The following is a 22599-nucleotide window of genomic DNA, read 5'->3' as shown; positions in this document are numbered from 1 at the left end:
TTACCAAAAAGTAGAGTGTAGATGGAAGTCAAGGACAGTGCTCTCAAGCACGGGGTTCGGCCCGAGGACATTCGTCATGCTCTTGTCAATGTGATAACCGTGCATTTCTTTGATGACTACAGGATGGTGGTCGGGCCTGCTCGGGACGGTTCGCTTCTAGAGGTTGCGGTGAACCGGTCAAGTGAGGTCTTCCATACGATGCCGGTTCGGCCCAAGTTCCTGCGGCGAAAGTGAGGGATCAGCGATGCGCAGCGATGAAGACCGGCTCGCAGAAATCGAATCTGGAGATGGCCCGGATCCGATTGCCTCAGTGTCGGGAGAACTGGCGCGTGTTGCGGTGGCTGCGATGGACGTGGAGGGTGCGGAGGCGTCGCTTAGAGATGCTGTTGCTTCTGCCCGACGGGCAGGACACACGTGGCAGTCGATCGGCGATGTGCTCGGCATGACTCGGCAAGGTGCGCTTAAACGATTTCGGGTGGCCTGACTGTTGCACCATGCATCACTGGTTCTCATCGGTTGCACGGTGCTGATGTTCGACTCTTGACAGTTGCTGCTTTGAGCCGAAACCCTTACTCGTCCTGCCGTGGCCGCGGCAACTTAGGTTGCATCATTGGTGTTGCGCTTCCGCGTTCAGATGACAAGCACACTCGTCCTGGTCTGCAACTTTCGAGTCGTGCGTCGACTGCAGCACCCCTGGAATAACCCGCCGGCCGGCGTGGTTCCGACGAATATGCAGACTTTGACTCTGGCCGCAGGGTGCTTCTGGTGCTTGGAGGCCATCTACCGGCAGACCCGCGGCGTCGACTCCGTCATCAGCGGCTACACCGGCGGTCACACCCCCGACCCGGACTACTACTCCGTGTGCTCGGGCACCACCGGCCATGCCGAAGCCCTGCAGGTGACCTTCGACGAGGACATCATCAGCGATGACGTGATCCTCTCGATGTTCTTCACCTCGCATGACCCGACGAGCCTCAACCGGCAGGGCAACGACGTGGGCACCCAGTACCGTTCGGCGATGTTCTACCGCAGCGAGGACGAACGGCAGCGCTTCGCCGCCGCCATCGAAGACGCCCAGGAGCTCTACGCGGAACCGATCGTCACCACCCTCGAACCGCTGGGCGACTTCCACGTCGCCGAGGACATCCACCAGGACTTCTACCAGCGCAACCGGTTCAATGGATACTGCATGTTCATCGTCGACCCCAAGCTCGCCGCCGCCCGGCGCGCCTACGCTGAATGGATGCAGTGATGAGCCACCCACAGCCTGCCGCCGCTCGCTTCGACGACCCGGTGCTGGCCGCGATGGCCGCCCGCCGTTCGATCTCGAAGGTCGGTCCGCAGACCCCGAACGACGACGAGCTCCTCACCCTCCTCGACGCCGTCACCCCGGTCGCCGATCACAAGGCGCTCAGACCGTGGCGGCTGCTGACGATCCGCGGTGACGACCGCCTCCGGCTCGGTGCGGCCCTCGACGCAGCCGCCGGACGCGAACCCGGTGACAAGCCGAACCCCAAACCGCTGCGTGCCGAGCTGCTCATCGCCGTCATCGCCTCACCGACCGAGCACCCGAAGGTTCCCGTATGGGAGCATCACGCCACCGCCGCCGGTGCCGCCCACTTACTCGAGCTCGCCCTCTGGCAGGCCGGGTGGGGCGTGATGTGGCGCACCGGACTCGACGCCAACGCCCCGGCCGTGCGCGCCCTGCACGGGCTGAACGAGAACGAACTCCTCATGGGCTGGCTCTACGTCGGCGACATCGACCCCGCCTTCCGCAAGCGCCTGGAGACCTCCCGCCGCCCACCGAAGGACCCCAGCCAGTTCCTCTCCACCCTGCCCGCGCCCGAGGCAGTGGCTGCGGAGAGCGCCGACGCCGTCCATCCAGCAGGGGAGCGCATCGGTCAGCGCACCGACGAGAAGGCTGCCAAGACAGCTGACAAGAAGGCTGATAAGAAGGCCGAAGAACAGGTAAAGAAGTCAGCCCAGAAGGCGAGGAAGAAGGCAAAGAAGAAGGCGAAGAAGAAGGACCGGCGGTAAGTGAGCCACCCCGCATCTGCCACCTCCCGGCAGCCGCTGCCCGGTGAGATCACCGTTCTCGTCGCAGCGGCCTTCACGGTCGCCATCGGCTACGGCATCATCGCCCCGGTGCTGCCGCAGTTCGCCGAAAGCTTCGACCTCGGCGTCACCGCCGCGACCATCGTCGTGAGCTCATTCGCATTCTTCCGGTTCGTCTTCGCCCCTGCCGGCGGCAGCCTCGTCAACGCACTCGGCGAGCGCCGGGTCTACATCACCGGCCTGCTCATCGTCGCCGCCTCCACCTTCGCCGTCGCACTCGCCCAGAACTACTGGCAGCTGCTGATCTTCCGCGGCCTCGGCGGACTCGGCTCAACGATGTTCACCGTCTCGGCGATGGCCCTCATCGTCCGCATCGCCCCGGTCCGCCAGCGCGCCCGGGCGACCAGCGCCTACGCCACCGCCTTCCTCGTCGGCAACATCGCAGGCCCCGTCGTCGGCGGGCTCATGGCAGGGTGGGGAATGCGCGTGCCGTTCATCGTCTACGCCGTCGCCCTCGTCATCGCCGCCGCAATCGTGTGGCTGCGCCTTGACGCCACCCGCATCGACGCGCTGGCCACCAGCGCGGACCGCGACGAGGAGCGAACCGCCTCGGGCGCCAAGGCTTTGGACACCTCGCGGATGGGCTTCCGCGAAGCCTGGCGCGACTCCGCCTACCGGGCGGCTCTGCTGTCCGGATTCGTCCACGGCTGGGCGTCGATGGGAATCCGCGTGGCCCTCTACCCGCTCTTCGCCCTCCACGTGCTCAGTGCCGGACCCAAGACCGCCGGACTGGCGCTGACGTTCTTCGCCCTGGGCAACTTCGCCGCCGTGCGCGTCGTCGGCCGCTACTCCGACTTCCACGGTCGCAAACCCTTCATCGTCACCGGCCTCATCATCATGGGCGCGGCCACGATCGTGCTGGGCCTCAGCCCGTCGGTGTGGGTGTTCTACGCCCTCTCCGTCATCGCCGGCATCGGCGCTGGGCTGCTCAACCCCGCCCAGCAGGCCGCGCTGTCCGACATCGTCGGCTCGACCCGCAAGTCCGGCACCGTGTTCTCCCGCTACCAGATGGCGATGGACGCCGGCGCCATCCTCGGCCCGATCCTGGCCGGCATGCTCGTCGACGCCAGCGGCTACGCCTTGGCCTTCGCACTCACTGGAGTGCTCGCGCTGCTCGCGGCACTCGCATGGGCTCCCGGCCGGGAGACCCTGCCCACCGCCGAGGCACCGGCCCGGTGAGCGACGGGCCGCCAGCCGGCAGAACCTCCAGTTGAATGGTTCACTAGTGCAGCAACTAACATGGGGGTGGTCAGGTGGGGAAAACCCGACCCACCCGGCCGGACACCCGCAGTGTCGCTGTGGCAAGCTGTCCCTAGGCTGAAGACAACAGTCGCCGCCGCTGGAGGCCGGCCCTCAGGCAGCCGAACTCCAACACCCACATGTGAAGGACACATATGAACCTGCTCACCCGTGTGAGTCTGCGCAACCGGGCGCTCATCGCGCTCATCTCCGTCATCGCGATCGGGTTCGGCCTCATCGCCACCGCCCAGATGAAGAAGGAGCTCTTCCCCGACCTGCAGATGCCGCAGGCCTTCGTCACCACCTCCTACGACGGTGCCAGCCCCGAGGCGGTAGAGACGGAGGTCACCGAGCCGCTCGAAGCCGCGCTGAACAATGTCGCCGAGGTGGAGAAGGTCTCCTCCGTCTCGACGGCCGGGTCCTCCCAGGTCATCGTCGAGACGAAGTACGGCACCTCCTCTGATGAGATCGTCCGGCAGCTCCAGCGCGCCGTCTCCCAGGCCCAGCCGCAGCTGCCCGACGGCTCCGAGCCCGAGGTGTTCTCCGCGTCGACAGCCGACATCCCGATCGCGATGCTCACCGTCACCGGCTCCGATGATCCCGAGGCGCTCGCTCAGGAGCTCGACGACGTCGCCGTGCCTGAGCTCAAGCGCATCGACGGCGTCCGTGCCGTCGACGTCACCGGAGCACCGGTCAAGGAAGTCTCGATCGAAGCCGATGAGGACAAACTCGAAGACGAGGGCTTAAGCCCAGATGCACTTGCGGGGATCCTGCAGGCCAACGGCATCCCCACCTCGGCAGGCGACCTCGTCGATGAGGGCAAAACCACCCCGGTGTCCGTCGGCGCCCGGCTGACCAGTGTCGACCAGATCGCCAACCTCGCCCTGCCCGGTAAGGACGAACCGGTGCTGCTCAAGGACGTCGCGACAGTCGAGCTGCGGGAGGCCGACTCCCAGTCGATCTCGCGCACCAACGGCGAACCGGCGCTGTCACTGATGGTGATGAAGAAGCCTGACGGCAACATCGTCGAAATCTCCGATGCCGTAGCTGAGAAGCTGCCGGATGTCACGGAGCGGATGAGCGACAACGTCGAGTTCCACACCGTCTTCGACCAGGCGCCCTTCATCAAACAGTCGATCGACGATCTCGTCAACGAGGGCGTCTTCGGCCTCATCTTCGCCGTCCTCGTCATCCTCGTGTTCCTGCTCTCGGTGCGTGCGACGATCATCACCGCGATCTCGATCCCGCTCTCACTGCTCGTCACCCTCTTGAGCCTGTGGCTGAGCGGCTACAGCCTCAACATGCTCACCCTGGCGGCGCTGACGATCTCGATCGGCCGCGTCGTCGACGACTCGATCGTCGTCATCGAGGCGATCCGCAGACGCCACGCCCAGGGCGGGACGAAATTCACCTCGATCATGGGAGCCGTCTCCGAGGTCGCCGGCGCCATCACCGCCTCTACCCTGACGACGATGGCCGTGTTCGTGCCGATGATCTTCGTCTCCGGCCAGACCGGTGAGATGTTCCGGCCCTTCGCCTTAACCGCGGCGATCGCGTTGGCCGCCTCACTGCTCGTGGCACTCACCATCGTGCCGGTGCTCGCCTACTGGTTCCTGCGCGCCCGCGAATCCCGCGTCAAGCTCACCCTCGCGCAGAAGCAGCAGATCCGCGCCGACCGCAAGGCCAACCTTCGGCAGTGGAAAGCAGAACGCAAAGCCGTCCGCAAGCGCCCGGTCTCCATCGAGGCTCCAGCCGGGCGGCATGCGACAAGCGAACTGCCGATCATCGGCGAATCCGACGGGACCGCAACCACCCGAGCCGCAGCCGGTGGCACCCCCGCGACCGCCGCCCCGACAGCGGCCACCGCCTCGGGCACGGCAGCCGGTGCACAGCCCGGCAGTGACGTCGACGAGCTCGCCGCGCTGCGCTCACCGGTCACCCGGCTGCAGAAGACCTACGTTCCGTTCATCTCCGCCTCGACGAAGCACCCGGTCATCACGCTCATCATCGCGGTGCTCGTGCTCGCCGGCACCGTGTTCATGATCCCGCGGCTGAAAACCGAACTGTTCCCCGACACCGGGCAGGACTTCCTGCAGGTCGAGCAGAGCTTCGACGCCGGCAGCTCACTGGAGGAGTCCGGCGAGCAGGCCGCGATCGTCGAGGACGTGTTCGAGAACTACGACGAGATCGAGTCCTACCAGCTCTCGATCGGCGACGATTCGATGGGCGGCGACGCTACGACCGGCACCCACCTGCTCAACCTCAAGCCCGGGGTGAGCATCAAGGACCTGTCGGCGAAGCTGGAGGAGGACTTCGAGAACCTCGACGGCGCCGGCGAGATCACCATCCAGAGCGAGGGCGGCGGCATGAGCAACGATATCGAGGTCTCGGTCACCGGATCGGACAACGACAAGCTCGCCACCGCCAGCGAGGACATCGCTCATGCGGTGCGCGACCTCGATGAGGTGCAGTCGGTGACCACCGACCTGGAGGCCACCCAGCCGACCCTCGAAGTCGACATCGACCGCAAGAAGGCCGCCGAAGAGGGCCTCGATGAGGCGACAGTCGGCCAGGTCGTGCAGCGGGCGATGAACGGTCAGCAGATCGGCAACGTCGTCATCGACAACCTCGGCCACCGCGTCGTGCTGCACGCCGGCGACGTCTCGACAGTCAAGGAGCTCGAAGACCTCGAGATCCCCGTGACGGCCCAGGCGTCCGCCGGTGCTGGTGCCTCAGGCACCGGCCAGGACGGTGCCGGTGACATGGGCCAGGACACCGACGCGGGCATGATGCCCGGCGCTCCGGCCCCAGCCCCCGTGCCGGAACCGGAGACCGAGACGGTCAAGCTCTCAGAGATCGCCGAGGTCAACCGCACCGAGACGCCCGCTGAGATCCGCCACACGGAGGGCCAGCGTTCGGTCACGGTGACCATCACCCCGGCCGGCAACGACCTGGGCGCGGCCAGCCAGTCGGTGCAGAAGGCCGCTGCCGACGTCGACACCCCGCAGGGTGTGACAGTCGACTTCGGCGGAGCGACAGCCGAGCAGCAGGAGGCGTTCACGCAGATGGGACTCGCGCTGCTGGCGGCGATCCTCATCACCTTCGTCATCCTGGTGGCAACCTTCAAGTCGCTGCTGCAGCCGCTCATTCTGCTCGTGTCGATCCCGTTCGCCGCGACCGGCTCGATCGGCCTGTCGCTGCTGACGGACACGCCTCTGGGTATGACGTCGATGGTCGGCCTGCTCATGCTCGTCGGCATCGTGGTGACGAACGCGATCGTGCTCATCGACCTCATCAACCACTTCCGCCGCCACGGCGTCGAGCTGCGGACTGCGGTCATCCACGGTGCGCGGCTGCGCTACCGGCCGATCCTCATGACTGCTGCGGCGACGATCTTCGCGCTCGTGCCGATGGCGCTGGGGATCTCCGGTGAGGGCATGCTCATCTCCAAGCCGCTGGCGATCGTCGTCATCGGCGGCCTGGTGAGTTCGACGCTGCTGACCCTCATCCTCGTGCCGGTGCTGTACCTGCTGCTCGAAAGCGTCAAGGAGCGCCGCAGCGAACGCCGGACCATCAAGGACATGAGCCGCTCGCACGTCATCGACCAGGCCGAGGCCGAAGCCGAGCAGAAGAAAGCAGCTGCCGCCGCCGCGGCTGCTGGACGCTCGGCGGCAGGCAGCACGGCGGCGGGCAGCACCGCGGCTGGCGAGGCAGCGAGTGACGTTCGAGCTGACACCACGGTCGACGCCTCTGCCGAGGCCCCAGCCGATGCACCCGCCGCGTCTGCGACCGACGCCGAGGCGGCCCGCACCTCGGGCACGGACGCAGCCTCGGGCACGGGAGGTTCTGCGGACGACACCACCTCGGACAGCGGCGAGACCGGCACCTCGGGAGCGGGGGAGAAGCCGGAGTGATCCGCCCGCGCTTCGGTGTCGAGCTGCTCGTCGTCGCTGCGCTGTCGCTGGGAAAGTCGGCGGCGTATGCGGTGGTGAACCTGCTCGACACCGTCTCGCGGGGGCCGCTGGCTGAGGCGCAGGCGAAGCTCAACACTGAGGCCTCGCCCCGGCCGTGGTTCGACCTGACCTACCAGCTCATGGGCATCGGGTTCGCGCTCGTGCCGGTGCTGCTGGCGATCTGGCTGATGAACCGCGATGTGCTCTACAAGCAGTCAGGCAGCCTCGACCCCTCCGCCGACACCCGCCCGGCGCTCACCCGCATGGGCTTGGACTTCCGGGCACCGGGCCGGGACGCCGGGTGGGGACTCGGGCTGTTCTTCATCATCGGCATCGGCACGCTCGGGGTGTACTTCGCCGGGCGGCTGGCCGGGGTCACCGCCGAGGTGCTGCCGAACAACCTCGGCGCCTACTGGTGGACGATCCCGGTGCTCATCCTGTCGGCCGCCAAGAACGGCATCCTCGAAGAGGTGCTGCTGCTCGGCTACGGCTTCGACCGGCTCGCCAAGCTCCGCTGGGCACCGTGGGCCATCATCATCGCCCTCGCGCTCGCCCGCGGCAGCTACCACCTGTACCAGGGCATCGGCCCGTTCATCGGCAACGTCGTCATGGGCCTCATCTTCGGCGCGGCCTACCTGCGTATCCGCCGGGTCATGCCCTTCGTCGCGGCTCACACGGCCATCGACATCGTCGGATTCCTCGCTCCCGAGGTGCTCGCCATGGTCGACCCGCGGCTCTGAGGGCCGCTCCCAGGGCGCCCGTATCAGATCGTGACGGTGCCGTTCGGGGTCTCGAAGGTCACCGACATGAGACCGGGCGTGCCGTGCGGGGAGTCCCAGTCGATGCCGATCTCGGAGATCGGCTTCTTGTCCTGGGTGCCGAGCCAGTCGCGCAGCCGGTCGCGGTCGCCGGCGATCTTGAGCGAGGTGATCGACACCCCGCAGCCGGCGCCGCGGGCAGACGGATGCTCGTCCGCCGAGGAGACCCAGCGGATGAAGAAGGGCAGCTGCGGATCGGCGATGAGGCCTTTGATGCCGATCTGCTTCCACAAAAGCTCGACACCGGTGTCGGGCGTGCGGTTGCCGTCCACCGCCTTGCGCTCAAGCCGCTCCTCGATCGGGTCGAGGTCATCGACGGCCACGCACCAGCCCATCCAGCCGCCACCGAGTTCGCTGCGGGCGCGTACAGCCTGACCGAACGGCGTCGACAGTGCTGCGGGATGTTCGAGGGCTTCGACGACCTCGACATAGTGCCCGTCGGCGAGCGGGAAGATGAGGTTGCGGGTGCCGAAGCGCGGATGCACGCCGCCGTCGTAGGCCTCGATGCCCAGCTTTTCGGCGATTCTGGCCGCGGTCTTCTCGTAGCCGTCGGGTTCGCTTGCGAAGGAGACGTGGTCAAGATGCATACGTGAAGAATCCCACACTGACAATACCTGTGCTCCTTAGCCTGACCTAAGTCGCCTGCCGGTCGCGGAGCGCGTCGTCACGCCTCACCGGGGCCGAGGCGGTGAAGCCCCAGGTGGCACCGGCACCGTAGCTGCCGGCTGCGGCCGGCAGACATCTCCGGCGGCCTGTCCGCCTCGTGGAACAGGCCGCCGGAATCAGGTGCGTCTCAGCGCTGCAGCCGGCTCACTGGGGGCTCAGTGGCCTTCGGACTGGAAGCGCGTGATCGAGGCCTCGATCTCCGCCTCGGCTTCGGCGCGGCCGACCCACGAGGAGCCCTTGACGTACTTGCCCGGCTCCAGGTCCTTGTAGTGGACGAAGAAGTGCTCGATCGCATCGAGGGTGAACTTATCGACATCCTCGACGTCGGTGTAGGAATCCCAGCGCGGGTCGCCTGCGACCACGCCGAGGACCTTGTCATCGCCGCCGGCCTCATCTTCCATCTTGAACATGCCGATCGGGCGCACATCGACCTGGCAGCCGGGGAACACCGACTCGGTCAGCAGCACGAGCACATCGAGCGGGTCGCCGTCCTCACCGAGGGTGTCCTCGAAGTAGCCGTAGTCGGCCGGGTACTCCATCGAGGTGTAGAGGTAGCGGTCGAGCTTGACCCGGCCGGTCTCGTGGTCGACTTCGTACTTATTGCGCGACCCCTTGGGGATCTCGACAGTTGCGAGCAGTTCCATTGCGTCTCCTTGGTCAGCTCTGAGGTGACATCGGTCGGATGGGCGGTCGGCGGTGCTTCGGCAATCGCACCGAACTCACCTAGCATAGTGAATGCGCCGCCGGCACACTGCACCGCCCCACAGGCCGCGCTCCCTGACCGCAATGCGAAAGAACCCGACAGTGGCCCACACCCGATCCACCCGGCGCGCAGCCCGCAGCCGTCGCCGGCTCACCGGCGTCATCGCAGCCGGAGCTGCGCTGGCGCTGCTGGCCGGATACGGAGTCGCTGACGCTTACGACCGGGTGCCCGGCATTCTGACGGTGGCCGAACCGATCCACATCGACCCTGTGCCCAAACCCGAGGCGAACGCCGGCCAGCAGCAGCTCGCCAGCCCGCTGGACACCTCGGCGCCGGTGCCGGCAGACCTGGCCGGCCGGCTCGATGAGCTGTTCGACGACGAGCGGATGACCGGCAAACTCAGCATCGACATCCGCGATGCGGCCACGAACGACGTCCTCTATACCCGCGGGGAGATGAGCGCGAAGACCCCGGCCTCGGTGACGAAGGTGCTCACCGGTGCGGCCGCGCTCTTAAGCCTCGGCGGCGAATCCCGGTTCACCACCACGGCAGCGCTGACCAGCACAGACGGCGGTCCGGCCCAGCTGCACCTGATCGGCGGCGGCGACGTGCTGCTCGGACCCGGCGAGTCCGATCCCATGCAGGTGATGGGCCATGCCGGCCTGGCGACCCTGGCCGAGGAGACCGCCGAACAGCTCAAAGCGCGCGGCATCAGCTCCGTGCAGCTGTCAGCCGACGTCTCGCGCTACACCGGCCCGACCTACAACGACGGCTGGGAGCCTGGCGACATCGGCCATGGCTTCATCACCCACATCAGCCCGCTCATGACCGAATCCGGCTGGACGAAGCTGCAGCGCGGGGCGCCCCGGCACGCCGACCCCGTGCAGGTGGCCGTCGACCAGTTCGCCGAGGCGCTCGCCGCCCACGGCATCGACGCCGAGGTGGGCGATCCCGCCGCGGCCGGCGACGGTGCCGAACAACTCGCCCAGGTCGAGTCCGCGCCGGTCTCAGCGGTCGTGCAGAACATGATGCTCGCCAGCGACAACGTCTCCGCCGAGGTGCTCGGCCGGGAGGTCGCGCTCGCCGCCGGCAAGCCCGGCTCCGGTGCCGAGGCGCCGCTGGCGGTCATCGAGACGCTGCGCAGCGCCGGACTCGACACCGGGTCGATCGCCCTGGAGGACGTCTCCGGGCTCAACTACGGCAACCGGATCTCCGCCCACGACCTCACCACCCTCATCCAAGCCGCAGCCGCCTCCGACGGCGACCTCTCCCGGCTCGTCCCCGGCATGCCCGTCGGAGGGCTGTCGGGCACCCTGGCCGAACGCTACGAGGACCCGGAGACGACACCGGCCGCCGGGCGGGTCAACGCAAAGACCGGCACGCTGCGCACCGTCACGAGTCTGGCCGGCACCGTGCTCACCGCTGACGGCCGGCTGCTCGTCTTCTCCCTCATGGCCGACGACCTCACCCCGGGCACGGCCGGACGCGGACGCGAGGTCTTCGATGAAGCCGTCACCCTGCTCGCAGAATGCGGCTGCTCATGACCACCTCTGGCGCCCGCGAACCGGCAGCCGGCGGGTCGCCGGCCTCCGGCTGGGTGTCCGTCGACGCCGTCCGCCAGACCGCAGCCGAACTTCTCGGCGCCGGCCGGCTGCCCGAACCGGACGATGCGGCAGCGCTGGTCGAGGAGCTGCGCGAGGACGCTGAGACCGCTATCGACCTCGTGCTCACCGTCATGCGGATGGACACCGAGACCGACACCCGGATCCGGCGCCGGCTGGCCGAAGGCCGCACGCTCATCGTCGACCGGCTCAGCTGGGTCGAGGCCAACGCCCAGTCCTTCGGCCGCGTGCTTGCCGACGCCGCAGCAGCCACCGGGACGCCGGACCCCAGCCGCGCCCAACGGTGGGCGAGCTCCGTTGAGATGGGTGCTGCCCTGGCGATCGTCGGTTCGCGGGTGCTCGGCCAGTTCGACCCCTTCACCGCTGACGGCCGGCTGCTGCTCGCAGCCCCGAACATCCTCACCGTCGAACGCGAACTCGAAGTCCCCGCCCGCGACTTCCGGCTGTGGGTCGCCGTGCACGAACGCACCCACCACGTCCAGTTCGCCGCCGCCCCCTGGCTGCTGGCCCACCTGCAGGAGCGGATGCAGGCCTTCCTCGCCCCTGTCATCAGCGGCAGCCTGCCTGGCCGATCCCGTCAGCCCGGCGGCATCGAGAATCCCGGGCTCGTCGAGACCCTCGCCGCGCTCGCCCGCGCGCTCAGAGACGACACAAGCATCATTGACACGCTCATCGGGCCCCGGCATGCCGAACTGCTCGATAAGGTCACCGCGCTCATGAGCCTGCTTGAAGGCCACGCCGATGTCGTCATGGACGCCGTCGGCCCCGGCGTAATCCCGAGCGTGCGCCGCATCCGCGCAGCCTTCGACACCCACCGGCACGCGGCGACCGGCATCAAGGCGATCGTCAACCGGGTACTCGGCATCGACGAGAAGCTCGCCCAGTACACCCGCGGTGCCGCGTTCGTCCGTGCTGTCGTGCGCACACGCGGCCACGCCGGGCTCAACCGCGTGTGGGAATCTCCGGAGAACCTGCCGAGCCTGTACGAGATCGAGCACCCCGCCGACTGGATCGCCCGCGTCCTCGACGCCCCGGAGCAACCAGGCCCGCTGAGCCCGCCGGAGCAGATGTGACCGGCAGGCGCCCGCGGCTCGATGCGGCCACGGCCGCGATCCGGAATGCGCTGCGCAGCTTCCTCGACACCGCCGTCGCCCACCTGCCCGCCTCTGATTCCACAGCTGAGCCTGCGGCCGGCGATCCGGTCCGGCTCATCATCGCCGTCTCCGGGGGAGCCGACTCCCTGGCCCTGGCCGATGCCGCCGCCTTCCTCACCACCCGCCCCGCAGGCCTGACAGCAGCCGGCCGGCCCGTCGAACTGACAGCAGCGACCGTCGACCACGGCCTGCAGCCAGCCACCGCCGAGGTGTGCACGACCGTGCGCGATCACCTCACCGACTGCGGCCTGCCGACGGCCGTCCTCACCCACCCGGTCACCGCCGGGCCAGAGGGCCTCGAAGCCGCCGCCCGCACCACCCGCTACACCGCACTGGACGACCACCGCCGCCAGCTCGGCGCCACCGCCGTGCTCACCGCCCACACCCGTGACGACCAGGCCGAAACCGTCCTCCTCGGGCTGGCCCGCGGCTCCGGCGCCCGGTCACTGGCCGGGATGCGGGCTGTCAGCACCGCCGCCGACTGCCCGGTGTGGCGGCCGCTGCTGGACATCACCCGTCAGCAGACCACCGCCTCGGCTGCGGCACGGCACCTGCCGGTGTGGTACGACCCGATGAACGACGACCCCGCCTACGCCCGGGTGCGCGTCCGCCAACAGGCGCTGCCCGCACTCGAAGCTGCACTCGGCCCCGGTGTCGCCGACGCGCTCGCTCGCACCGGCACGCAGCTGGCCGCCGACACCGATGCCCTCGATGACTGGGCGGCTGAGGCCACCGCCACCCACACCTCGGGCACGGAGACGCACCCGAGGCTTGCCGATCTGCCCGCGGCGATCCGCACCCGCGTGGTGCGCGCCTGGCTGCATGAGTGCACCGGCCGCGCCCAGGAAGTCACCGCCGCCCACATCGCCGCTGTCGACGCGCTGGCCACCGGCCGCAGACGCGGAGCCGTTTCGGTGCCAGCCGCTGCCGAGGTGGTGCGAACCAGGAGCGGACAGGGTCCGGCAGGCCTGCGGTTCCAGCCGGCCGGCCGCCGTGAGAACGATGCGCCACCGGCTGCCGATAGGCGCTAGTGTTGGTCACGAACGGCAACAGGCATCAGCGCAGGGCGACGCGTCGCCGGCGGACAAGGAGCTGACCCACTGTGGATGAAAAGGACCTCGGCACCGACATCGAGCGGATTCTCGTCACCGAAGCACAGATCAAGCACCGGCTCGTCGAGCTGGCAGCCGACATCGACCGCGACTACGAAGGCAAGGACGTCCTGCTCGTCGGCGTGCTCAAGGGCGCGGTCATGGTGATGGCCGACCTCGCACGCGCGCTGCACTCGCCGCTGCGGATGGACTGGATGGCGGTCTCCTCCTACGGCTCGGGCACCAAGTCCTCCGGTGTCGTGCGGATCCTCAAGGACCTCGACACGGATCTGAAGGACCAGCATGTGCTCATCGTCGAGGACATCATCGACTCCGGCCTGACCCTGTCGTGGCTGCTGGCGAACCTGCGCTCACGCGGGGCCGCCTCGGTCGAGATCTGCACGATGCTGCGCAAGCCCGAGGCCCTTAAGGTCGACATCGACGTCCGCTATGTCGGCTTCGATGTGCCCAACGAGTTCGTCATCGGCTACGGCCTCGACTACGCCGAGAAGTACCGCAACGTGCCCTTCGTCGCCACCCTGGCGCCGCACGTCTACGCCTGAGCCGAGGCGGTCGCCGGCCTGCATGGGCAGGTGCGGGTGTGATTCAGCGGCTTTCCGGAATATCCCACTAGGCTGAGCTCTTGTATCCTCAGGGGGTCACGCCTCAGCGGGCCTTGCACCCGGCGCACCTGAGCCCTGAGCACACATGAGTCCTGGAAGGATCAATGGCAGAAACGAAGAAGAACCGCCCGACGATGAAGAAGCTGGCGCGCGGACCGCTCGTGTGGATCCTGCTGGCGATCATCATCGTCTCGATCGGCACGATGCTCATCGGCGGCGGCGGATTCCAGCGCATCGACACCAACCAGGGCCTCAAGCTGCTCGCCGATGACAAGGTCGAGCAGGTCAAGATCATCGACAACGACCAGCGCGTCGACCTCGTGCTCAAAGAGGAGTTCAAGCACGAGGACAAGAACTACGGCAAGAACGTCCAGTTCTTCTATGTCGAACCCCGCGGCGAGGACGTCGTCAAGGCCGTCAACGATGCCGCACCCGAGAAGGGCTACACCGATGAGGTGCCCAAGCAGGGCTGGTTCACCAGCCTGCTCATCAACCTGATCCCCTTCGTCATCATCTTCCTGGTCTTCTGGTTCCTGCTCTCCCAGATGTCCGGTGCCGGACGCGGGATCATGAACTTCGGCAAGTCGAAGGCCAAGCTCGTCAACAAGGAGCACCCCGACGTCACCTTCGCCGACGTCGCCGGTGTCGACGAGGCACTCGAGGAGCTCGAGGAGATCAAGGAGTTCCTCGCCGAGCCGAAGAAGTTCCAGGACGTCGGCGCGAAGATCCCCAAGGGCGTGCTGCTCTACGGTGCACCGGGCACGGGCAAGACCCTGCTCGCCAAGGCCGTCGCCGGTGAGGCAGGGGTGCCGTTCTACACGATCTCCGGTTCGGACTTCGTTGAGATGTACGTCGGTGTCGGCGCCTCCCGTGTGCGCGACCTGTTCGAACAGGCGAAGAACAACTCGCCGTGCATCATCTTCATCGACGAGATCGACGCTGTCGGCCGCCAGCGCGGCGCCGGCATGGGCGGCGGTCACGATGAGCGCGAGCAGACGCTCAACCAGCTGCTCGTCGAGATGGACGGCTTCGACGCCACCACCAACGTCATCCTCATCGCCGCGACCAACCGCCCTGATGTCCTCGACCCGGCGCTGCTTCGCCCGGGCCGCTTCGACCGGCAGGTCCAGGTCGAGGCTCCGGACATGAAGGGCCGCCAGCACATCCTGCAGGTCCACGCCCGCAACAAGCCCCTGGCCCCGAACGTCGACCTGGCGATGGTCGCCAAGCGCACCCCGGGCTTCTCCGGTGCTGATCTGGCCAATGTGCTCAACGAGGCAGCCCTGCTGACGGCGCGTTCGTCGAAGACCGTCATCGACATGGAGATCATCGACGAGGCCATCGACCGCGTCATCGCTGGCCCGCAGAAGCGCACCCGTCTCATGAACGACAAGGAGCGCCTCGTCACCGCCTACCACGAGGGCGGTCACGCACTCGTGGCAGCGGCGATGAACGACACCGACCCGGTGACGAAGGTGACGATCCTGCCGCGCGGACGGGCCCTGGGCTACACGATGGTGCTGCCGAGTGAGGACCGCTACTCGACGACCCGCAATGAACTGCTCGACCAGCTCGCCTACGCGATGGGCGGCCGGGTGGCTGAGGAGATCGTCTTCCACGACCCGACCACCGGCGCCTCGAACGACATCGAGAAGGCGACCTCGATCGCCCGCAAGATGGTCACCCAGTACGGCATGAGCGAGAAGCTGGGCATGGTCAAGATCGGCGATGAGTCCTCCGAGCCGTTCGCCGGCAAGGGCTACGGCCACGACGACACGTATGCGGATCAGACGATGCAGACCATCGACGCCGAAGTCCGCGCCCTCATCGACGACGCGCATGCCGACGCCTACTGGGCGCTGACAGCCAACCGCGACATCCTCGACCGGCTCGCCTACGAGCTGCTCGACAAGGAGACCCTCGACCAGCACCAGCTGCAGGAGATCTTCGCCGAGGTGCGCAAGCGCGACAAGCGCGAGGTGTGGCTGGCCCACGACGACCGGCCGGTCTCCGACCGTCCGCCGATCGAGGTGCCCCCGCGCCGCCAGACCGACGAGGACGCCCGCACCGGTTCGCACGCCAGCGGCCTGGACGCACCCGGCACACCGGGCGCACCCGCCGGCCAGCCCGGCCAGCCGGGCTACCCGCAGCCAGGTCACCCGCAGCCCCCGCATGAAGGCCAGCCGGGCACCCCGGGACAGCCGGGACCGGCCCAGCCGCCGCAGCCCCCGCACCCGGGTCAGCCGGGCCAGCCCCCGCATCCGGGTGAACCTGGCCAGCCGCCGCAGGGCCCCTGGCAGGACGGGCGCTGAGATGGTCGACCAGCCGCGCATCGAGGCGGCGGTCAGGGAGATCCTCCTCGCAGTCGGGGAGGACCCTGACCGCGACGGCCTGCGTGACACCCCCGCCCGGGTGGCGCGCTCCTATGAAGAGGTCTTCTCCGGCCTGCACAAGGACGCCGCCGATGTCCTCAGGGTCGTCTTCGACGTCGGTTACGACGAGATGGTGCTCGTGCGTGACATCGAGATGTACTCGACCTGCGAGCACCACCTCGTGCCCTTCCACGGCTCGGCCCACATCGGCTACATCCCAGGACCCGAGGGCAAGGTGACCGGGCTGTCGAAGCTCGCCCGCCTCGTCGAGATCTACGCCCGCCGCCCGCAGATCCAGGAACGGCTCACCAGTCAGATCGCCGACGCGATCGTCGAGCACCTCGAACCGAGAGGTGCGATCGTCGTCATCGAAGCCGAGCACCTGTGCATGTCGATGCGCGGGGTGCAGAAGCCTGGGGCGACGACGATCTCCTCAGCCGTGCGCGGCCAGCTGCGCGACGCCGCCTCCAGGGCAGAGGCGATGAGCCTCATCCTCGGCCGCTGAGCCCACCTCAAGCGAAGGAGCAGCTGATGCGCACCCAGATCATGGGCGTCCTCAACGTCACCCCCGACTCGTTCTCCGACGGGGGCCGGTGGTTCGACTTCAGTGCGGCCGTCGACCACGGCCTCCAGCTGCTGGCCAACGGTGCCGACATCATCGACATCGGCGGCGAATCGACCAGACCCGGCAGCACCCGGGTGTCGGCCGAGGAGGAAGCCCGCCGCGTCATCCCCGTCATCAGGAAGCTCGCCGCCCAGGGCGCGGTCATCAGCATCGACACGATGCGCGCCGACATCGCCCGCCAGGCCATCGACGCCGGTGCGGCGATCATCAACGATGTCTCCGCCGGCCAAGCCGAAGCCGCGATGCTCAAAGCCGCAGGCGAAGCCGGCGTGCCGATCATCCTCATGCACTGGCGCGGACTGCTCTCCGACGCGACCGCCCGCTACCACTACGACGACGTCGTCGCCGAAGTCCAGGCCGAACTCACCGAGCGCATCGAGGCCGCCCGCACCGCCGGAGTCGCCGATGAGGACATCATCATCGACCCCGGCATCGGGTTCTCGAAGAACGCCGAGCACAACTGGCAGCTGCTCGCCCAGATCGAACGCTTCACCGAACTCGGCCCCCGCCTGCTCGTGGCTGCCAGCCGCAAACGGTTTATCTCCACCCTGCTCGGGGCCGAGAAGTCCGATGACATCCCGCTTGCCGACCGCGATGCCGCGACCGCCGCGATCACCGCGATCTCCGCCCAGGCAGGTGCGTGGGCGGTGCGCGTGCACGAACCGCGCGCCTCACTCATCGCCGCACAGGTCGCCGAGGCGATCAGCGCCCACCGGCCCCACACGCGCCCGCTGCCACTCGACCTGCCGGAGAACCCGGCCACCGCCTCGGGCACGGAAATCCGGCCCCCCTGGCCGACCTGAGCCCAGAGCGCGAAACCGCCGGGCGCAGTACGGTAGAGACCAACGACGACACGACAGGGAGACACAGTGGCCGACCGCACGCGCGCAGGCGACGCCATCACGCTGACCGGGCTGAAGGTCTACGGCTACCACGGCGTGTTCGACTTCGAGCGCCGCGAAGGCCAGGACTTCATCGTCGACGTCACCCTGCACACCGACACCCGCGCGGCAGCCGCCTCCGATGCGCTCGTTGACACCGCCGACTACGGCACCCTGGCCGAGGACATCGCCGCGATCATCGCAGGTGAGCCGCTCAACCTCATCGAAACGCTCGCCGAGCGCATCGCCGATCACTGCCTCACCGTCGCGGATTCCGCGACCGTCACCGTGCACAAGCCCGCCGCGCCCGTGCCGGTCGCCTTCGACGACGTCAGCGTCACCATCACCCGCCCCGCACCCGAGACGCCGGCCGGCTCCCTGCCCGCGCCCGAGGCGGGGGACACCCGCGCCGAGAGCACCGGCCTGCAGGCGGTGCTCGGAATCGGTGCCAACCTCGGCCAGCCGCTCGAGGCGCTGCGCGCAACCGTGACCGCCCTCGACACCCATCCCGACATCAGCGTCGAGGCGTGCTCGACGGCGTTTGCGACGAAACCGGTCGGTGGAATCGACCAGCCCGACTTCACCAATGCCGTGGCGATCGTGACGACCGAACTGTCACCGCTGCAGCTGCTCGGTGTGTGCCAGGGCATTGAACTCGCCCACGGCCGGACCCGTGAGACCCGCTGGGGCCCGCGCACCCTCGACATCGACCTCATCCGCTGCACCCGCACCGGCAGCCTCGACGACGCGGCCGCCGAGATCACCTGCGAGACCGGCCAGCTCGTCCTGCCTCACCCGCGGGCCGCCGAACGCGCCTTCGTGCTTGCCCCCTGGGCCCAGCTGCGCCCTGATGCCACGGTGGCCACCGCCTCGGGCACGGTGCCGCTCAGCACCGCCCTCACCCGCGCTGACGACGGCGGCGGGCTGCGCGATACCGGTGAGGCGATCGGGTTATGACGCAGACGAAACCGGCCCAGCTGCTGACCTGGGGGATCCTCGGCATCATAGTGGCGCTCGGCTTCAACTACATCTGGGAGTCCCTCGGCCAGGCGCTGCCGGGCCTGCCGTGGCCGGCGATCATCGGCATGCTCGCACTGTCGATCGTGCTGCTGATCCTCGGCTGGCCGATCAAGAAATGGAACGACGGTGACCGCACCAAGGAACTCGACCACGTCAAAGCCGCCCGCGTGGCGATGATGGCCAAGGCCGCAGCACTTGCCGGGTCGCTGCTGACCGGCTGGTACCTCGGAGGCACCATGTACCTCGTCGTCAGCGCCGCCGGCGTGCGCGCCGAACAGGCCGGCGGGATGCTGCTGGCCGTCGCAGCCGCCGCCATCGTCATGGTCGTCGGGCTCGTCGTCGAGTCCTTCTGCCAACTCCCACCCGACGACACTGCAGGAGCAGATACCGCATGAGCATCCCCGCCCCACCACCGCAGCCGCCCCGCCAGCCGGAGCCACCCCAACGCCCGGTGCAGCCGGGCCCGCTGCCCCCGCCCGAGGCCGGGGTCGCCTTCCAGCCGGTGGACCGCAAGTACGCCTACGCCCGGCTGCTGACCGAGGCGATCTTCCTGGTCGGCGCACTCATCGTCGTCCTCGTCGTCGGCATCCTGTTCTGGAAGCCGCTGATGTGGATCGGCCTGCCGGTCATCGCCGCCTGGGCGATCTTCGCCGTGTGGCTCATCTTCCGGCAGACGAAGGCTCTCGGTTACGCCGAACGCGCCTCCGATCTGCTCGTGCGCCACGGCATCATGTTCCACACCACCTCAGTCGTGCCCTACGGCCGGCTGCAGTACGTCGAAGTGTCCTCCGGGCCGATTGAGCGGATGTTCGGCCTGGCTGGCGTCGAGCTGCACACCGCCTCGGCCTCAACCGACGCGACGATCCCCGGCCTGCCGCGCGCCGAGGCCGAACGGCTGCGCGATGAGCTGGCCACTCGCGGTGAGTCCCAGCTGGCAGGCTTGTGATGGCCCATCCCGAACCCGGCCAGCCCCAGAACGTCCAGCCGGACGTCCCGCCGTCGGTTGTCGACGCCCCGACCGGTGACGCCGGCTGGACGCGCGTCCACCCGCTGACCCCGGCGATCAACCTCGTCGCGATCATCGTGGCGGTCATCGCCGGCCTCATCGCCTTCGGCCAGTCGGTCCTCGACTCGATCATCCGGGCGATCCGCGAAGGCCGCCCACCGGACATGGGCTTCTTCGCCTGGATGGGCCAGAACGGGCTGCTGTGGGTGGCCGCGGCAGCACTGGCTGTCCTGCTCATCATCGGGCTGCTCAACTACCTGCTGTGGCGGGCGATGGCCTACCGCGTCGACGACGAAGCCGTCTACCTGCGCGAGACCCTCATCAGCCGCAAACTGCGCTCCGCCCGCCTCGACCGCGTCCAGTCGATCGACGTCTACCAGAAGATCCTCCCGCGCATCTTCGGGCTGGCCGGCCTCGTCTTCGACGTCGCCGGCGGCTCGGATTCGAAGATCGAGATCGCCTACCTCACCCGCAGCCAGGCCGAGAGCCTGCGCGCGGAGATGCTCACCCGGGTGCGGGCAGCCAAGCAACGCACCGCGCCCGAGGCGCCGGGCACCCAGGCAGGCGCGCCCACCCCCGCAGACGGTGCCGTCGACGGCCAGGTGCCCACCGCCTCGGGAACGGGGGAGGGGACCGCGATCACCCAGCCGGATGTCCATGCCCGTGAGCTGCGCACCGGCGACACGCTCGGTGCGCGCGTCATGCGCGCCGTGCACGGGGCCGCCGGCGAGGTGACCGCCGATGCCGAGCAGACGCTGCACGAGGTGCTCGCCCCGTACCGGGTGAGCCCGCGCACCGATGCCGAGGGGCGGATCGTGCGGATCCCCGCCCACATCGTCATCCTCTCCCAGCTCTTCACCCTCGGGGTGATCCTCTTGGGGCTGCTGCTCATCGCCGCGGCCGGGTTCTTCATCGTCATGGCCGTCTTCTTCCCCGGCCGGATCAGCCTCACGATCGCGCTGAGCTTCCTGCCGGCGATCTTCGGCCTCCTCGCCTACGCGCGGAGCACCTTCACCAACGCGAACTTCTCCGCCAGCCTGTCCGAGGACGGCCTGCAGGTGGCCCGCGGGCTGCTGTCGACCTCCCGGCGCACGATCCGGCTTGAGCGCATCCAGGCGGTGCGGATGAGCCAGCCGCTGCTGTGGCGGCTGACCGGCTGGTGGAAGGTCGAGTTCAACATGGCCGGCGGGGAGACCGGCGACGGGGACGGCGACAACGTGCTGCTGCCAGTCGGCAGCCGCGAGCAGGCGCTCATGATGCTCGCCCTCGCCCTGCCCGATCCGCAGCCGTCCGACGGCATCGACGCCCACACTCTCTTCGCCGCCGCGATGTACGGCGATGAGGCTGCCAAGATCACCGATGCCGACCCGGCTGCGCTCGCCACTGTCGAGCAGCGCTTCGTCGGCCAGCCGCCCTCCAGCCGGTGGCTCGACCCGCTGACGTACAAGCGCAACGGGTGGACGGTGACCGGTTCGATGCTCATCATCCGCTCCGGCTGGCTCACCCGCCAGGTCACCTGCACCCCGCACGCCCGCGTGCAGTCGATGCGCTGGCACCAGGGCCCGCTGCAGCGCCGCTTCGATCTCGCCAGCATCAACCTCGACTCGACCGCCGGGCCGATCGCCGCCTGCGTGCTGCACCAGTCGATCCCGGTCAGCTGGCAGTTCTTTTTCGACCACGCCGAACGCACCCGCTCCGCCCGCGAAGTCCTCGACGGCCGGACACCGGCAGCAGCACAGCAGACGACACCACAGCACGAGGGAGGAACGGTATGAACCACGAGGACCAGACCCGGCTGGGCATCGGCATCGTCGGCTGCGGACGAGTCGGAGCCGTCATGGGCAATGCGCTGCGCGCAGCCGGACACGCGATCATCGGCACGACCGCCTCCTCCCAGGCCTCCCGCGACCGCGCCGAGGCGATGCTGCCCGAGGTGCCGATCCTCGAGATCGAGACCCTTGTCGAACGCGCCGAACTCGTCCTGTTCACCGTCAGCGACGATGTGCTGGCCGAACTCGTGGCCGGGCTGGCGAAGCTCGGCTGCTTCAAACCCGGCCAGATCGTCATGCACTGCGCGGGCATGTACGGCACCGAGGTGCTCGGCCCCGCCGCCGCATCCGGAGCCTTCACCATCGCCCTGCACCCCTCCCTGTCGTTCACCGGCACCTCCGTCGACCTGCCGCGCCTGCGGGAGGCGACGATCGCAGTGACCGCGGCCAAGCCGGTGCTGCCGATCGGACAGGCGCTCGTCGTCGAGATCGGCGCTGAGCCGATCATCGTCGCCGAAGCCGACCGGGCGCTCTACCACGCGGCCATCGCCCATGCCGCCAACCACACCGTCGCCACCCTCAGCCAGTCACTCGACGTGCTCACCAGCCTCGGCATCGACGACCCCGCCCGGGTGCTGCGCTCACTCGTCGAAGCGAGCGTGTCCAACACCCTGCAGGCCGGGCCCTCGGCACTGACCGGGCCGGTCAGCCGCGGCGACACCGGCACGGTGGCCGCCCACCTCGACGCCCTGGCTGAGTACAGTGTCGCCGCAGGCTCCCTCGACGTCGCTGACGCCTACACCGCGATGGCCAAGGCCACGATCGCCCGGGCGCTGACCAACGGAACCATCACCACCGAGCAGGCCCGGGCCATGCACGAGCTGCTGACCGAACGCGACTGACCTCCCGAACGTGACCCACGCCTCGGGCGCGGGCCCCGCA

Annotated in this window: 20 protein-coding genes; 18 read left to right on the top strand and 2 right to left on the bottom strand. The window is 68.5% G+C overall.

What is annotated here, in order from left to right:
- The first annotated feature begins 21 nt into the window (after positions 1-21).
- The 6 genes from M3C25_RS00605 to M3C25_RS00580 all read left to right on the top strand — a co-directional run bounded on the left by M3C25_RS00605 (position 22) and on the right by M3C25_RS00580 (position 8047).
- On the top strand, positions 22-234 hold the full coding sequence (locus M3C25_RS00605) for a hypothetical protein (protein WP_259854543.1): 213 nt from the start codon (positions 22-24) through the stop codon (positions 232-234).
- A 496-nt stretch (positions 235-730) separates the two neighbouring features.
- Positions 731-1252: a peptide-methionine (S)-S-oxide reductase MsrA gene (gene msrA, locus M3C25_RS00600; RefSeq protein ID WP_259854542.1), complete on the top strand. Its 522-nt coding sequence runs from the start codon at positions 731-733 to the stop codon at positions 1250-1252.
- Complete coding sequence (locus M3C25_RS00595) at positions 1252-2037, top strand: nitroreductase family protein (RefSeq protein WP_259854541.1); 786 nt, start codon at positions 1252-1254, stop codon at positions 2035-2037. The genes msrA and M3C25_RS00595 overlap by 1 nt, the downstream gene beginning before the upstream one ends.
- Positions 2038-3294, top strand: a complete 1257-nt coding sequence (locus M3C25_RS00590) for an MFS transporter (RefSeq protein ID WP_259854538.1) — start codon at positions 2038-2040, stop codon at positions 3292-3294.
- Positions 3295-3509: 215 nt separating this feature from the next.
- Positions 3510-7268, top strand: a complete 3759-nt coding sequence (locus M3C25_RS00585) for an efflux RND transporter permease subunit (RefSeq protein WP_259854536.1) — start codon at positions 3510-3512, stop codon at positions 7266-7268.
- Positions 7265-8047 carry a CPBP family intramembrane glutamic endopeptidase gene (locus M3C25_RS00580; protein ID WP_259854535.1) on the top strand — a complete coding sequence of 261 codons (783 nt, stop codon included), beginning with the start codon at positions 7265-7267 and terminating at the stop codon, positions 8045-8047. The genes M3C25_RS00585 and M3C25_RS00580 overlap by 4 nt, the downstream gene beginning before the upstream one ends.
- A 23-nt stretch (positions 8048-8070) precedes the next feature.
- Here M3C25_RS00580 and M3C25_RS00575 read toward each other — a convergent pair whose 3' ends face one another.
- Together M3C25_RS00575 and M3C25_RS00570 are read right to left on the bottom strand one after the other, a co-directional pair.
- A complete protein-coding gene (locus M3C25_RS00575; RefSeq protein ID WP_217006919.1) occupies positions 8071-8712 on the bottom strand; it encodes a VOC family protein in 642 nt (213 codons plus the stop codon).
- Between the two features lie 234 nt (positions 8713-8946).
- Positions 8947-9435, bottom strand: a complete 489-nt coding sequence (locus tag M3C25_RS00570; RefSeq protein ID WP_259854534.1) for an inorganic diphosphatase — start codon at positions 9433-9435, stop codon at positions 8947-8949.
- A gap of 160 nt (positions 9436-9595) precedes the next feature.
- Here M3C25_RS00570 and dacB point away from each other — a divergent pair, with 160 nt between their 5' ends.
- The 12 genes from dacB to M3C25_RS00510 all read left to right on the top strand — a co-directional run bounded on the left by dacB (position 9596) and on the right by M3C25_RS00510 (position 22559).
- Entirely contained in the window at positions 9596-11038 is a 1443-nt protein-coding gene (gene dacB, locus M3C25_RS00565) for a D-alanyl-D-alanine carboxypeptidase/D-alanyl-D-alanine endopeptidase (RefSeq protein ID WP_259854533.1), read from the top strand.
- Complete coding sequence (locus tag M3C25_RS00560) at positions 11035-12189, top strand: Rv3626c family coenzyme F420 biosynthesis-associated protein (protein WP_259854532.1); 1155 nt, start codon at positions 11035-11037, stop codon at positions 12187-12189. Before dacB ends, M3C25_RS00560 begins: the two co-directional genes overlap by 4 nt.
- Positions 12186-13301, top strand: coding sequence for a tRNA lysidine(34) synthetase TilS (gene tilS / locus M3C25_RS00555; protein ID WP_259854530.1), 1116 nt, complete (start codon positions 12186-12188; stop codon positions 13299-13301). The genes M3C25_RS00560 and tilS overlap by 4 nt, the downstream gene beginning before the upstream one ends.
- A gap of 71 nt (positions 13302-13372) precedes the next feature.
- A complete protein-coding gene (hpt, locus tag M3C25_RS00550) occupies positions 13373-13924 on the top strand; it encodes a hypoxanthine phosphoribosyltransferase (protein ID WP_102161284.1) in 552 nt (183 codons plus the stop codon).
- Positions 13925-14088: 164 nt separating this feature from the next.
- Complete coding sequence (ftsH, locus tag M3C25_RS00545) at positions 14089-16296, top strand: ATP-dependent zinc metalloprotease FtsH (protein WP_212753876.1); 2208 nt, start codon at positions 14089-14091, stop codon at positions 16294-16296.
- 1 nt (position 16297) lies between these two features.
- On the top strand, positions 16298-16861 hold the full coding sequence (gene folE / locus M3C25_RS00540; protein ID WP_180964730.1) for a GTP cyclohydrolase I FolE: 564 nt from the start codon (positions 16298-16300) through the stop codon (positions 16859-16861).
- Positions 16862-16887: 26 nt separating this feature from the next.
- Positions 16888-17784: a dihydropteroate synthase gene (gene folP / locus M3C25_RS00535; protein ID WP_170273205.1), complete on the top strand. Its 897-nt coding sequence runs from the start codon at positions 16888-16890 to the stop codon at positions 17782-17784.
- Positions 17785-17850: 66 nt separating this feature from the next.
- On the top strand, positions 17851-18819 hold the full coding sequence (folK, locus tag M3C25_RS00530; protein WP_259854526.1) for a 2-amino-4-hydroxy-6-hydroxymethyldihydropteridine diphosphokinase: 969 nt from the start codon (positions 17851-17853) through the stop codon (positions 18817-18819).
- Complete coding sequence (locus M3C25_RS00525; protein ID WP_102161292.1) at positions 18816-19277, top strand: DUF3180 domain-containing protein; 462 nt, start codon at positions 18816-18818, stop codon at positions 19275-19277. Before folK ends, M3C25_RS00525 begins: the two co-directional genes overlap by 4 nt.
- Positions 19274-19828: a PH domain-containing protein gene (locus M3C25_RS00520; protein WP_165884587.1), complete on the top strand. Its 555-nt coding sequence runs from the start codon at positions 19274-19276 to the stop codon at positions 19826-19828. The genes M3C25_RS00525 and M3C25_RS00520 overlap by 4 nt, the downstream gene beginning before the upstream one ends.
- A complete protein-coding gene (locus M3C25_RS00515) occupies positions 19828-21663 on the top strand; it encodes a PH domain-containing protein (RefSeq protein WP_170273207.1) in 1836 nt (611 codons plus the stop codon). The genes M3C25_RS00520 and M3C25_RS00515 overlap by 1 nt, the downstream gene beginning before the upstream one ends.
- Positions 21660-22559, top strand: a complete 900-nt coding sequence (locus tag M3C25_RS00510; protein ID WP_170273208.1) for a Rossmann-like and DUF2520 domain-containing protein — start codon at positions 21660-21662, stop codon at positions 22557-22559. The genes M3C25_RS00515 and M3C25_RS00510 overlap by 4 nt, the downstream gene beginning before the upstream one ends.
- Positions 22560-22599: the final 40 nt, after the last annotated feature.

Source organism: Brevibacterium luteolum (genome assembly GCF_025147615.1).
Lineage (GTDB): Bacteria > Actinomycetota > Actinomycetes > Actinomycetales > Brevibacteriaceae > Brevibacterium > Brevibacterium luteolum.
Note: the sequence above shows the minus strand (reverse complement) of the source record. Positions and strands in the feature narration are given on the sequence as shown.